Here is a 13,252-nt window from a genome sequence, read left to right on the forward strand (position 1 = left end):
GGCTACCTCGAGCAAGTCGCCATCGAGATGAACAACCGCCCCCGCAAACGCCTCGGATGGCGCACCCCCGCCGAAGCCCTCGACCAGCTACTGTCCGAACACGACAAGCCCGGCGCTGCACTCACCGGTTGAATCCACCCGCTGCAACCGTCTCGAAACCCCCGAGACCGCTACGCCGCGACCGTGATCTCCTCGCGCAGCCGCGCGACCAGCCGGGTGATCAACCGGGAGACGTGCATCTGGCTCACGCCGATCTCCTTGCCGATCTCGGCCTGGGTGCAGCCGCGGAAGAACCGCATCTCCACGATCAGCCGCTCCCGGCGCGACAGCCGGGCCAGCAGCGGGGCGAGCATCGCCCGCGCCTCGGCCAGGTCGAAGCCGGCGTCCTCGCCGCCGAGGCGCTGGCCGACGGTGTCGTCGTCCTCGCCGAAGCCCGGAGCGTCCAGGGACGCCGGGGCGAAGCAGCCGTTGGCGCCGAGCGCGTCGATGATCTGCTCGACGTCCATGCCCAGGTGGGCGGCGATCTCGCTGGGGCGCGGGGCGCGGCCCAGCTGCTGGTAGAGCTCACTCTCGCAGCCCGCGATCTTGGCCTGGGTCTCCTGGATCGACCGCGGCGGGCGGATCGTCCAGCCCAGGTCGCGGAAGTGGCGGCGGATCTCGCCCCGGATGGTCGGGACGGCGAAGCTGACGAACTCGTGGCCGCGGTCCAGGGCGAACCCCTTCACGGCCTTGACCAGGCCGACGTAGGCGACCTGCTCGAGGTCGTCGTCGGCGATGCCGCGACCGCGGAAGCGGCGGGCCAGGTCACGGGCGAGCGGCATGTTGAGACGGACCAGGTCCTCGTCGATCTGGCGGCGTTCGGCGTCGGTCGCGGTGGCGCGTTCGCCGAACAGGCGCATGGTGGTCTCGGAGCGGCTCTCGGATGTCTCGGTGAGGACGGGCCGTGCGGTCAACGGTGGAGCCTCTCTCTGCGGTTGTGCCCGGCCGCGCCGGCCGGTGTCCTGTTCCTCCCGTTCCTGGTACAGCGTTAAACCACCCGATGGGGTGGGTTTTGCCCGGATCGACCTGCGACCCGTTGCCCTGCCGCGCCCGTGGCCCCGGTCCGGCGACACGCCCTGCGACACCCGGCCGCGAGCACCGATTTCTCGGCCCGTCGGCCCGCTGACCTGCGCCTTTGCCGCAGGCGACCGCCGGCGGTCAGAAACTCGGCGCGCACTGCTTGCGCCCCCTGGTGACCGGGCGTAAGGTCACCCCTACATCTAGTAGTTACAACCATGTAGTTATCCACATCTAGTGCACAGCGCGGAGGTGGAAGGCTCACAGGTAGCTGCTTGTTCTCCACAGTGACACCCCCGATATCCACAGCGCGGCACCCCGTCCGATGGGTCTTTTCGCCGTGCCCGGATACCGCAGCAGATCCATCAGCACCACTCACCAGAACGACCGAGCAGCACCCACGAGCGAGACCAGGGAGGAGGGCCCGCGATGCACTGTCCGTACTGCCGCAACACCGACACCCGGGTCCTGGACTCCCGGGTCTCCGAGGACGGCGGCTCGATCCGCCGCCGGCGTACCTGCTCGGCCTGCGAGCGCCGGTTCACCACCGTCGAGATGATGCAGCTGACCGTGCTCAAGCGCTCCGGCGCGACCGAGCCGTTCGTCCGGGAGAAGGCGATCTCCGGGGTCCGCAAGGCCTGCAAGGGCCGCCCGGTCACCGAGGACCAGCTGGCCTGCCTGGGCCAGGAGGTCGAGGACCAGCTGCGGCTCGACGGCGCCGCCGAGATCCCGGCCCACGAGGTGGGCCTGGCGATCCTCGGCCCGCTGCGCCGGCTCGACGAGGTCGCCTACCTCCGCTTCGCCTCGGTGTACCGCTCCTTCGAGTCGGCCGACGACTTCGAGGACGAGATCGCCGTGATGCGAGCCGAGCGGGACCTCACCACTTCACCCGCCACCGGGTGACCCAGACCGCCCGGCGTGTGTAGTGGGGAAGCTGCACGCGCCGGGCGCACCAACCTTCCTCGTCTTCCCAGCCAGGACTCCGGCCATGACGCGTCCCTCCGGGACTGTCGGTGGTCACAGCAATGATCGATGCAGGGCCGAACCAACCAAACCTCCAACAGACGGGACCAGGGGATGACCGAGACGGTGAGCAGTGGGGCCACCGGCCAGCAGACCGGCCAGCAGAAGAGCGGTCAGCCGGCGGGGCTGACGATCGAGCGCGTCTTCAGCACCGAGGGGGTGCACCCCTACGACGAGCTCACGTGGGAGCGCCGCGACGTCGTGCAGACCAACTGGAAGACCGGTGAGACGGTCTTCGAGCAGCGCGGCGTGGAGTTCCCGGACTTCTGGTCGGTCAACGCCTCCACCATCGTCACCACCAAGTACTTCCGCGGCGCGGTCGGCACCGACCAGCGCGAGTGGAGCCTCAAGCACATCGTCGACCGGGTGGTGAAGACCTACACCAAGGCCGGCGTCGAGCACGGCTACTTCGCCACCACCGCGGACGCCGAGGTGTTCGAGGCCGAGCTCACCTGGCTCCTGGTGCACCAGTACTTCTCGTTCAACTCCCCGGTCTGGTTCAACGTCGGCACCCCGTCGCCGCAGCAGGTGTCGGCCTGCTTCATCCTCTCCGTCGACGACTCGATGGACTCGATCCTGAACTGGTACAAGGAGGAGGGCTTCATCTTCAAGGGCGGCTCGGGTGCCGGCCTGAACCTGTCGCGCATCCGCTCCTCCAAGGAGCTCCTCTCCTCCGGCGGCACCGCGTCGGGCCCGGTCTCCTTCATGCGCGGCGCCGACGCGTCCGCGGGCACCATCAAGTCCGGCGGCGCCACCCGCCGCGCGGCGAAGATGGTCGTGCTCGACGTCGACCACCCCGACATCGAGGAGTTCGTGGCGACCAAGGCGCGCGAGGAGGACAAGATCCGCGCGCTGCGCGACGCCGGGTTCGACATGGACCTCGGTGGAGCCGACATCACCTCGGTGCAGTACCAGAACGCCAACAACTCCGTGCGCGTCAGCGACGAGTTCATGCGCGCGGTCGAGGACGGCACCGACTTCGGACTGCGCGCCCGCAAGACCGGCGAGGTCATCGAGCGCGTCGACGCCCGCGACCTGTTCCGCAAGATCTCCCAGGCCGCCTGGGAGTGCGCCGACCCGGGCCTGCAGTACGACGACACGATCAACGACTGGCACACCAACCCCGAGACCGGCCGGATCACCGCGTCCAACCCGTGCTCGGAGTACATGTCGCTGGACAACTCCTCGTGCAACCTGGCGTCGCTGAACCTGCTGAAGTTCCTCAAGGACGACGACACCTTCGACGCCCCGCTGTTCGCCCAGGCCGTCGAGCTGATCATCACCGCGATGGACATCTCGATCTGCTTTGCCGACTTCCCGACCGAGGCGATCGGCAAGACCACCGTCGACTACCGCCAGCTCGGCATCGGCTACGCCAACCTCGGTGCGCTGCTGATGGCGATGGGCCTGGGCTACGACTCCGACGGCGGCCGCGCGATGGCCGCGACCATCACCTCGCTGATGACCGGCCAGTCCTACAAGCGCTCGGCCGAGCTCGCCGCGGTCGTCGGCCCCTACGCCGGCTACGCCCGCAACGCCGAGGCGCACCAGCGGGTGATGCGTAAGCACCAGGCCGCCAACGACACGGTGCGCACGCTCTCGATCGCCGACAGCCAGGTGCACAAGCTGGCCACCCAGGCGTGGGCCGACGTGGTTGCGCTGGGTGCGACCAACGGGTTCCGCAACGCGCAGGCGTCGGTGCTCGCACCCACCGGCACCATCGGCTTCATGATGGACTGCGACACGACCGGCATCGAGCCGGACTTCTCGCTGGTCAAGTTCAAGAAGCTGGTCGGCGGCGGCTCGATGCAGATCGTCAACCAGACGATCCCGCGGGCGCTGAAGAAGCTGGGCTACCAGCCGGAGCAGGTCGAGGCGATCGTCGCCTACATCGCCGAGCACGGTCACGTCGTCGACGCGCCGGGCCTGAAGACCGAGCACTACGAGGTCTTCGACACCGCGATGGGCCAGCGCTCGCTCAAGCCGATGGGCCACGTGCGGATGATGGCGGCCTGCCAGCCGTTCCTGTCCGGCGCGATCTCCAAGACGGTCAACCTGCCGGAGACGGCGACCGTGGAGGAGATCGAGGAGGTCTACCTGCAGTCGTGGAAGCTCGGCCTCAAGGCCACCGCGATCTACCGCGACAACTGCAAGGTCGGCCAGCCGCTCGCCGACGGCGGCGGCAAGGCGAAGAAGGACGCCGCCGACGCGGCCGTCGCTGCGGCGGAGTCCGACGAGCCGACCAAGGTCGTGGAGAAGATCGTCTACGCCCCGACCCGCAAGCGGCTGCCGAAGTCGCGCACCTCGCGGACCACCTCGTTCACCGTCGGTGGCGCCGAGGGCTACATGACCTCCGGCGCCCACGACGACGGCGAGCTCGGCGAGATCTTCCTCAAGCTCGGCAAGCAGGGCTCGACCCTGGCCGGCGTGATGGACGCGTTCTCGATCGCGGTCAGCATCGGCCTGCAGTACGGCGTCCCGCTGGAGACCTACGTCTCGAAGTTCACCAACCTGCGCTTCGAGCCCGCCGGCCTCACCGACGACCCCGACGTGCGGATGAGCCAGTCGATCATGGACTACATCTTCCGCCGCCTGGCGCTGGACTACCTGTCCTTCGACAAGCGCGCCGGCCTCGGCATCTACTCCGCCGAGGAGCGCCAGCGCTACCTCGAGACCGGCTCCTACGAGCCCGTCGAGGAGACCGGCTCCGCCGCCGAGCTCATCGACGCCCCGGTCGTCGAGATCGTCGAGGAGGCGACGGCGGTCGAGCCGGTCATCACCCACGACTCCCACGGCTCCGACCAGCGTGAGGTCCCCGCCGAGCCCGCCAAGACGGCCCACACCAGCGCCGAGCTGATGGAGCAGATCACCGGCCACGCCGTCGACAGCCCGCTCTGCTTCACCTGCGGCACCAAGATGCGCCCCGCCGGCTCCTGCTACGTCTGCGAGGGCTGCGGCAGCACCAGCGGCTGCAGCTGATATCGAGTCTCACGAATCCTGCACCGAATCTCATGGATTCCTGCACCAAGTATCACGGGGCTTCTGCACCGCTGATTCTCATGAGATTCCTGCACCGAACGTGAACGCTTGAAAGACGAAGGGCCGGTCACTCCCAAGGAGTGACCGGCCCTTCGGCTATTTCTTCCGCTTAGACGTCCGGTAGAGCGAGCCTCAGGTCGTCGGTGGCCTCGAAGACGGTGTGCTGGTTGAGGACGATGCAGCCCATGTTCTTGAGAGAGCCGACGGCGACCCGGGTTGCGTTGCTTGGCATGCGGTCGAGGACGTTGTGTCCGTCGAGGATGCGCGAGAGCACGTTGGCTTCAAGGCTGTTCAGCCCAAGGCCGAGTTGCCGGACCCGTCCGAGTGCCTGTTTGAGCGTCCTGTCGGTGGGCTTCACGGCAACGATCTTGATGAACCCATCGCGATGGTGGAGGCGTAACCCGGTGGCTTGGAGCGCATGAGGTATCGCGTCGAGCGCGAAGGCGACGCGCGGGCGCGGCCATTGCAGGGCGCGTGTCAGGTGCGCAACCGAAACCATGCGTGGCAGGTGGACGAGCAGCGGGATGAGGGTCGCCGCATCATCGGGTGCCGACCGTGGTTGATCGGTAGGGACTTCTTCGTCTTCAGCATCGCTGAGGAGTTGGGGGACCGTGAGGGCTAGGACATCCGCGAGGGCACTGACCTGTCGAAGGGTGAGGGTTCCTTCGAGTAGGCCGGTCTGCCGTGCCTGCCGAAATGTGAAGTTCGGGATTCCGGTGCGACTGATCACGGCACGTTCGGATAGGCCGAGCGCATTCATCTGTTCGGTGATGAGGTCCCGGTCGAAGCGGATCTTCATGCAAACTCCTCGATCCGGATACCGATGTTGCCGGTGCCCTTGTCGTTGGTCTGGGTGCGCCAATAGGGGACGAGGGGTAGGTCCAACTGGTGGGTGATGGCTCGGATTCCTGCCCGTAGTGGGTGTGGTTTCTCCTTGAACAGCGGTGGGTCGGCGTCCTGGGTGATGAGTTGATGCCACCGCTGCGCGGCGAGGAGCGTCCGCGCTTCGGGCAGGAGAGCCAGCCCGAGTCGAGGGATGTCGCCGTCGGGGGTCACGTCGAGGGCCTTGAGAGCGAGGGTGTCCTCTGTGCTGACGTGATGGGCGTGAAGAACTGTCGCGGCGGCACGCCACGGGTCCATGAAGCCCCGGAGTTGCCGGTAGTGGTCGGCGGTCATGATGAAGCGCCCCAGGTTTCCCGCCGCATCCTTGTGAGTTGGAAGGATGCGAATCATGCCGAAGAAGATCGATCCGAAGGTCAAGGAGCGGTGCGTGCGGCAGGTGCTGGAGCATCTGCCGGAGTACTCCTCGGTGACCGCGGCCGCTGAGGTCGTTGCACGCCGTGAGGGTCTGGGCAAGGAGACCGTGCGCCGGTGGGTGGTCCAGGCCCAGATCGACGGTGGACAGCGCCAGGGCGCGACGTCGCAGGAGCTGGCTGAGATCAAGGACTTGAAGGCGAAGGTCCGCCGGCTCGAGGAGGACAACGAGATCCTGCGTCGGGCCTCGATTTTCTTCGCGGGGAGCTCGACCCCGCAATCGCTGATCGTCGCGTTCATCGACGAGCTACGGGCCGAGGGTCACGCGGTCGAGTCGATCTGCCGGGTCCTGCGCGAGCAGGGCTGCCGGGTCGCCGCACGGACCTACCGCGAGTGGGCGCAAGCCAACCAGGCCATCGCTCTTCGGACCATCAGCGACGCCGTGGTGGTCAACCAGGTCCGCGACCTGGTCTGGAAGGTCGACCCTGAGGGCGTGCGGCGGATGACACCCGAGGGCCTCTACGGACGTCGGAAGATGACCGCGCTCGTTCGCCGCGCCACGCCACGGGCTTCCCCGGCAGCGTGGACAGGGCGATGAGATCTCTGGGCCTGCAGGGATCCGGCGCTGCCGCAGGGGATCCGGACCACGATCCCAGCCAAGGACGGAAACCGGGCCGGCGATCTATTGGACCGCGACTTCACCGCGGCCGCACCGAACCGGACGTGGGTCATGGACTTCACCTACGTCCGCACCTGGGCCGGGTTCGTCTATGTCGCGTTCATCCTCGACGTCTACGCCCAGAAGATCGTCGCCTGGAACGTCGCACCCACCAAAGCCGTCGAGCTGGTCGACGTGCCGCTGCGGATGGCGCTGTGGCAACGCGCCCGCGAAGGCCGCCCCGTGGTCCGCGGCGAGCTCATTGGTCACGCCGACGCGGGCTCGCAATACACCTCCGTCACCTTCACCGAGCACCTCGCCGACGCCGGCATCCGGCCCTCGATCGGGACCGTGGCCGATGCCTACGACTGTGAGCAGAATCGGGGGCTGCCTGGCCGGGGTCTGACCCTTGCTTACGACTGGCCGCGGTGCCTTGGCGTTGATCTGTCGGCGCCGGTCAGGTGGCGATCAACGCACATACCGGCTGGCCGGGAGGGCGGTGACCGAATAGGGGCCTGATCGCCAAACCCGACCTCATCACAGTCCTGTCCTACCCGCCCGACCAGCTGGCTTCGACCACCCAGCCAGACCAGGAAGGGCAGCCATGACCAGCATGACCGTCGGACCCACCGAGCAGGTAGTCAGCCGGCAGATCATCATCGGTGTCGACACCCACAAGTACGCGCACGTCGCGGTCGCCTTGGATCACCTCGGCGCACGGATCGCTGCGCAGCATGTCGCTGCGAACCGCGAGGGCTACGCGCAACTCGAGGCCTGGGCAGCCTCGTTGGCCGGTAACGGTCGAGTGCTCGCCTACGGCGTCGAGGGCACCGGCAGCTATGGCGTCGGCCTGGCCAGCTTCCTGCGCCGCGCCGGGCACCGCGTCATCGAGGTCAACCGTGGTGACCGGCGCAGTCGCCGCAGCAACGGCAAGAGCGACACCCTCGACGCCGAGGCGGCCGCGCGGGCGGTGCTCGGTATTGCCAGGCGATCCCGAAGTCAGCCGACGGGACCGCTGAGATGATCCGGCAGATCAAGATCGCCCGGGACACCGCACGCAAGGCAAGGACCAGTGCGATTGTCACGCTCAAGGCGCTCATCGTCACCGCCCCTGCGGACCTGCGCGAGCACCTCGCCGGGACGTCCGACAAGGTGCTCATCGATCGCTGCGCTTCATTGCGTCCGGGTGCGGTTACCTCACCCACTGCGAGCGCGAAGCACGCGCTGCGAACGCTCGCGAAGCGCTACCAAGCGCTAGCCGCCGAGATCCGCGATCACGACACGATCCTCGACGACCTCACCCGCGCCCACGCACCGACACTGCGGGAGGGGCTGGGCATCGGCGCTGACACCGCAGCCGAGGTGCTCATCGTCTTCGGCGACAACCCAGAACGTGTCCATTCCGAAGCTGCCTTCGCCAAGCTCTGCGGCACCAGCCCGGTCCCAGCCTCATCAGGCATGACGAACCGGCACCGACTTTCACGAGCTGGCCACCGCGAAGCGAACGCCGCCCTCTACCGAGCCGTGATCGTCAGGATGCGGTTCCACCAGCCGACGATCGACTACGTCGCCCGACGCACCGCCGAGGGGTTGTCGAAACGCGACGTCATCCGCTGCTTGAAGCGCTACCTCGCCCGCGAGGTCTACCAAGCCGTGATGACCGACCACCGCGCCCGGCAGGTGGATGCGTCCCAACGGAGTCTTGACCTATAGGGGCGTCAACGCGCTGATGGAGTGTGTGATCGGCCTGTTCAAGACCGAGTGCGTCCGCACCACGATCTTCCACGCCGGCCCCTACCGGACCATCGCCGACGTCGAGTACGCCAGCGCCGGCTGGGTCGACTGGTACAACAATCGACGCCTGCACAGCTCGCTTGGGATGATGACCCCAGTCGAGTACGAGCAAGCCCACTACGCGGCCCTCAACCGAGAGCCGCAACCCGTATAAGAGCGGCAGAGAACCTGGGGCGCTTCACCTCCTCCGCGAACCCGACAACCGGCACGACCCGAACGCCGTCGCGCTATGCGCGCCAGGGTCACGGGTGAAGTTCGGTTACGTTCAACGCGGTCGCGCGCCCGGCGTCGCACGCCGCATCGATGCCGGCGAAGACATGGCTGCGGTTGTTCTCCGCGGACCCAGCCCGGGGCACGACGACCAGTCCACCGTCATCCTTCTCGGCAGCCGCGACGACCTGACCGCGATGCTGCAGGCCTGACCTCGTGCGCCCCCGATGAGATAGCGCTGGCTCTACGACTCACGCTGGCGCCACAGGTCGTCATAGCGCAGCAGTTCGGCGTCGATGTCCGCGCCGTTGGGCCAGCACAGGACGCCCAGCTCGACGTCGACGCTGACCTTCTCGAACTCCACTGGGTCGTTCCGGATGCGGTCGAAGACCGGACCCCGCAGCAGCCGGTACAGGTCGCGTTCGACAACGTGCCCGTCATCGAACGTCAGCCGGACGCGGTGACCGCCGAGAAGCTCGACAGCAACGACATCCACAGCCTCTTGTGCCACCTCATCCTTCCCCACGCGACCAGCGTTCGTCCCGACTAGTCGTGCCCCGGGTTCCAGTACTTCGCGACCACTCGTCCGTGGCGGTAGGAGACGGTCGACCAGGCCCAGAAACGCATCATGTCGTAGATCACCGACACCTTCCCCGCCCACCGCGACGGGCTCCGGCCGTTGTTACCGACAACGTGGGCCACCTGGTCGCGGGTCATCCCCCGATGGATGCGACGCCACTCGGCCCGCGAGACAGTCCCAGCCAGGGTCTTCTCCACGACCGACAGCCGCTGCGTCCGCGACTTCGACACGCCATGGCACCACGCCGTCGTCTCGGACCGGTACACCCCCACTGGAACGCGAGGGAAGTACATACCAGGCAGCGTGCCCCTCCACCGGTACGTCGCCGACCAGCCCGTGCCGACGTTCGTCAACGTCCACACGGTCCGCGGGTCAGAGGAGTCCGAACACCAAGCCACCGGGTTCTCGATGCCGCCCTTCCCATCGATAGGCGCATCGAACGCCAGAGCCGGCCCGATGCTCGTCGTCACCCTCGCCCGGTCCCCGGGCTGCGCGCTGCCTGCAGCCGGCACACCGACCACGAGCATCACCACGACCACCAACGACACCCCGACCAAGGAATGACCTCGTGCCGCGACCCGGCCAACACCCGTCCGAACTCGCTCCGCCATCCCGCACCCCTTCGTTGAGGAACCACAACAGGTCCGCGGCTCCTTCGCGCCATGCTTGAGGTTACGCCTGCAGGACGCACCACGACCGGTTGTCGGCGCCCGCCTCCATGCTGGGTAAGTGCAGTCCAGTGGGCCATCCGGGGCGGGCAACGCGGGGAGCGATCGCGAGCCGCACGTGCCCCTCGATCGGCTCGCCGACGGCACCTGGGTGCACGCGCCGTACGGCGCGATGCGGGCCGTCGACGATGGACGCCTCGTCATCTGCCACGTCTGCGGCGACGCGCTCGCAGCCATCTCGGCCCAGCACGTCCGCCGCCACGACCTAACCTGGCCGGCTACCGGGAGCAGTTCGGCCTCAACCGCAAGCAGTCGCTCCTTGCGCCCGCCACCGCTGAGCAACGCCGCCTCGAGGGCCGCCAGCGGTGGGCAACGAACGACGGCGTCCGCACAGGCCTGGCAGTCGGGCAGCGCATGGCGAAGACTGGCGAGCTCTACCGGCTCGGCGCTGCCGCCCAACCCGCCGGCAGCCGCCGCGCCCAAGGTCGCACCGCCGCCTCGCGAGACGCCACGGCACCAGCGCTTGCCGCAGACCGGGCACGTCGCCCGGCCGAAGCTCGGGACCGGTGGGAACAGCAAGCTCGCCGACTCGGCTTCGACGGCCTCGACGTGTACCTCGACGCCCGCCGAGCGGCCGGTGCCACCCCGAACCGCGTCCGCCGCGAACTCGGTTGCGGGGCCAAAACCGCCACCCGCCTTCTCCGACAAGCCGGCCCGGACTCACCCGGCGCCTAACCCGGGGCCCATCGCACAGCCGGGATCGCAGCCGCGGTGAGCGAGCGGCTCCGCCCGCGACGAGGCTGGGCGCGCCCCGGAGTGTCTCGGCTGGAACACCTGCCGTCGGGAGTGTCCTCGCTGGAACCGGGCTGGGAAGGCGAGTGTCCCGACTGGAACGGGGAGTGCCCCGTCCAGAAGCGAGTGTCCTCAGAAGAACGAAGACACTCCGAGCAGACTCCGCAGGTCATGGCGTCAACGTTGCGCACCAGTTCAGGCTTGTTGTGGAGGTCGTGTCGGCTCCTAGTCCTGGTGCGGTGACGGTGAGCAGGTCGTCGAGCTCTTCACCGCCGGGGTTGGGCGGATCTTGAACGGCGATGTTGAAGGTGCCGGTCGGGCCGGTGCGGACGACTGCGCTGTGGTCGGTGACGCTGACGGTTCCCGCTGGCTGATTCGCGAGCGGGGCGAGTTTCGCGTCCCCGGTGGGCGCGAATTGCAAGTCGACTTCCCTGCTCGGCAGGAACGTGCCGTCGGAGAGCGTCAGCGTTCCGGACACCGTCGCCGTCGACCCGGCGAGCAGCGACACGGTCGGTGACTGCCATACGGTCGCCGCGGGGCCGCTCTTGAAGAACGTTGACCCGGAGAGTCCGTTGGGATGGCCTTGTTCGGTGACGGTGACCTTCATCAGCCCGGTGACCTTCGCCGGAGGGTTCAGGGTGAACTGAACGCCACCGAAGGAGTCGGTCGGCGACAGCGTGACGGTGGAGGTGTTCGTTCCGCCAGTAGAGGTGAAGGCGGTCGTGACGACGGGCACGAACCCTGCGACCGGGTTGCCGCCTTCATCTTTGACGCGGATGCCGACTAGTTGTACTTCGTCGTCATCGACCGCCGACCCGCGGTTCAGCGAGACGGTGATGGTTGACGCCGTCTGGCGCCTGCTCACGAACTGGCCGTCCGGCGACGGCTGAAGCGTCTGGGGGAGCGCAGGTGCAGGGGTGGCGCAGGCGGTGAAGTTCCAGGCGACCGACATTGGGATCCAGTTGGACGGGTCCCGGTAGAACCCGGTGGCGCGCACCTGCAGCTGTGCCACGCCGGATCCTGCCGCGGCGACGGTACCGCTCAGCAGCCCGCCGCTGGTCAGCGTGAACCCGGGCGGAAGGTCGGAACCAGGAGCGGGCCGCCACTGCAGGCCCCGGTTCCGGTCGACGGCGGCCCGAAGTTGCAGCGACTTGGTGACGCCCGGCGCGCCGGTCAGTGTGACCCCCTCCTTCGGGTACGGCGCCATACGAATGTCGAGGGCTACGTCCTCGGCTTCGTTGGTCAGGCTCTGACCGCGGATGTACTTGGAGCCGGTATGGATCTTGGCGCCCGCTGCGAGTTTGGCTTTGATGGTCCGGATCGCCAATGTCCTCGTCGGCCGCGAGAGCATGCCTGCAATGTCGGCTGCGTTGATGTTGAAATCGCAGACCAGGTCACCCTTGTGGCACAAGTCGTAGACCTTCGCCCGGATCTTGTTTGGGAAGCGGTCGTGCTGACGGAAGAACGCGGCGATGCCGACGCCCCCCTGACCGGCTGGAGGGGTTCCCTCCAAGTGAGTGTTTCCGTTGCGTTGACGGTCGCCGTCTGCGAGCAGCATTGCCGCGTCGATGCGTGACAGCAGGGCCGCATCAGTAGAACCCCGCAGCGCGTACAGGATCCGGTGCATGACCATCGCGCCCTGGGAGTAGCCGGTCAAGACGAACCGCTCGTACGGGCACACCTTCGCCCGCTGCCTCAGATACGCCAGCCCGGACCGGACACCGGCCGCGAGGCCCTTGAAGTACGGATTGTCGAAGATGTCCAGGAGGCTTCGCGGCCTGATGTCTGACACCGACAGCGCGGGATAGTCGGCAAGCAACAGCGGGGCTTCGTTGATGCGGCGAGCGTCGTAGCGGTGAACGTCGTTCTCGATCGCGGTCACCACGGCCCGGATACGGGTTCCGAATCCGTCACCGTCAGTGTCCGGCTCTCCCGACCCGCGAGCTCCGAGGATGGTGACGTTCGCACATGGCGCGTCGAGGTCGAGACCACCGCGCTGCACCCGGGCAGGCGCCCGGTCAACGCCCGCCTGCCCCGAGCCTTTCACGGCACCTGCGAAGCGCACCGCGGCGGACGGCGCCGCAGCCGTCGCCAGTGGGGCCAGGGTGACCGCCGGCATCGCTGCCAAGACGAGGGTCGCTGCGACCAACGGCACCCACGCTCCGCGGCCGAAACGAG

10 protein-coding genes and 3 pseudogenes are annotated in these 13,252 nt (G+C 67.8%); 7 read left to right on the forward strand and 6 right to left on the reverse strand.

Annotated elements, in window-relative coordinates; all coding sequences use genetic code 11:
* Positions 1-170: 170 nt before the first annotated feature.
* On the reverse strand, positions 171-953 hold the full coding sequence (locus ACILRH_RS07650) for a SigB/SigF/SigG family RNA polymerase sigma factor (RefSeq protein WP_395692106.1): 783 nt from the start codon (positions 951-953) through the stop codon (positions 171-173).
* 532 nt (positions 954-1,485) lie between these two features.
* Here ACILRH_RS07650 and nrdR point away from each other — a divergent pair.
* Positions 1,486-1,959 (forward strand): transcriptional regulator NrdR, encoded by a 474-nt coding sequence (gene nrdR / locus ACILRH_RS07655; protein WP_395692108.1) that lies wholly within the window; start codon positions 1,486-1,488, stop codon positions 1,957-1,959.
* Positions 1,960-2,133: 174 nt separating this feature from the next.
* Positions 2,134-5,058 (forward strand): vitamin B12-dependent ribonucleotide reductase, encoded by a 2,925-nt coding sequence (locus tag ACILRH_RS07660; RefSeq protein ID WP_395692110.1) that lies wholly within the window; start codon positions 2,134-2,136, stop codon positions 5,056-5,058.
* 169 nt (positions 5,059-5,227) lie between these two features.
* On the opposite strand, the gene ACILRH_RS07665 is transcribed toward ACILRH_RS07660, so the two are convergent.
* Positions 5,228-5,917 carry a hypothetical protein gene (locus ACILRH_RS07665; RefSeq protein WP_395692111.1) on the reverse strand — a complete coding sequence of 230 codons (690 nt, stop codon included), beginning with the start codon at positions 5,915-5,917 and terminating at the stop codon, positions 5,228-5,230.
* On the reverse strand, positions 5,914-6,351 hold the full coding sequence (locus ACILRH_RS07670; RefSeq protein WP_395692113.1) for a hypothetical protein: 438 nt from the start codon (positions 6,349-6,351) through the stop codon (positions 5,914-5,916). Before ACILRH_RS07670 ends, ACILRH_RS07665 begins: the two co-directional genes overlap by 4 nt.
* On the opposite strand from ACILRH_RS07670, the pseudogene ACILRH_RS07675 reads away from it, so the two are divergent.
* The 5 genes and pseudogenes from ACILRH_RS07675 to ACILRH_RS07695 all read left to right on the forward strand — a co-directional run.
* Positions 6,350-7,399: pseudogene (locus tag ACILRH_RS07675) on the forward strand (IS3 family transposase); the annotation flags it as partial. The gene ACILRH_RS07670 and the pseudogene ACILRH_RS07675 overlap by 2 nt on opposite strands.
* Positions 7,400-7,634: 235 nt before the next feature.
* The gene (locus ACILRH_RS07680) at positions 7,635-8,054 is read left to right on the forward strand and encodes a transposase (RefSeq protein WP_395692115.1); all 420 of its coding nucleotides are present in this window, start codon (positions 7,635-7,637) and stop codon (positions 8,052-8,054) included.
* Positions 8,051-8,743 (forward strand): transposase, encoded by a 693-nt coding sequence (locus ACILRH_RS07685; protein WP_395692117.1) that lies wholly within the window; start codon positions 8,051-8,053, stop codon positions 8,741-8,743. Before ACILRH_RS07680 ends, ACILRH_RS07685 begins: the two co-directional genes overlap by 4 nt.
* Before the next feature lie 7 nt (positions 8,744-8,750).
* Positions 8,751-8,978: pseudogene (locus ACILRH_RS07690) on the forward strand (integrase core domain-containing protein); the annotation flags it as partial.
* Positions 8,979-9,006: 28 nt separating this feature from the next.
* A pseudogene (locus ACILRH_RS07695) lies at positions 9,007-9,246 on the forward strand (HIRAN domain-containing protein); the annotation flags it as partial.
* Positions 9,247-9,278: 32 nt separating this feature from the next.
* Here ACILRH_RS07695 and ACILRH_RS07700 read toward each other — a convergent pair.
* From ACILRH_RS07700 to ACILRH_RS07710, 3 genes are all read right to left on the reverse strand, one after another.
* The gene (locus ACILRH_RS07700; protein ID WP_395692119.1) at positions 9,279-9,560 is read right to left on the reverse strand and encodes a DUF2442 domain-containing protein; all 282 of its coding nucleotides are present in this window, start codon (positions 9,558-9,560) and stop codon (positions 9,279-9,281) included.
* Positions 9,561-9,580: 20 nt separating this feature from the next.
* The gene (locus tag ACILRH_RS07705; RefSeq protein ID WP_395692121.1) at positions 9,581-10,084 is read right to left on the reverse strand and encodes a hypothetical protein; all 504 of its coding nucleotides are present in this window, start codon (positions 10,082-10,084) and stop codon (positions 9,581-9,583) included.
* Positions 10,085-11,243: 1,159 nt separating this feature from the next.
* On the reverse strand, positions 11,244-13,223 hold the full coding sequence (locus tag ACILRH_RS07710; RefSeq protein ID WP_395692122.1) for a cutinase family protein: 1,980 nt from the start codon (positions 13,221-13,223) through the stop codon (positions 11,244-11,246).
* Between the last annotated feature and the right edge of the window lie 29 nt (positions 13,224-13,252).

Origin of the sequence: Nocardioides sp., assembly GCF_044226765.1 — a bacterium.
Taxonomy (GTDB): domain Bacteria; phylum Actinomycetota; class Actinomycetes; order Propionibacteriales; family Nocardioidaceae; genus Nocardioides.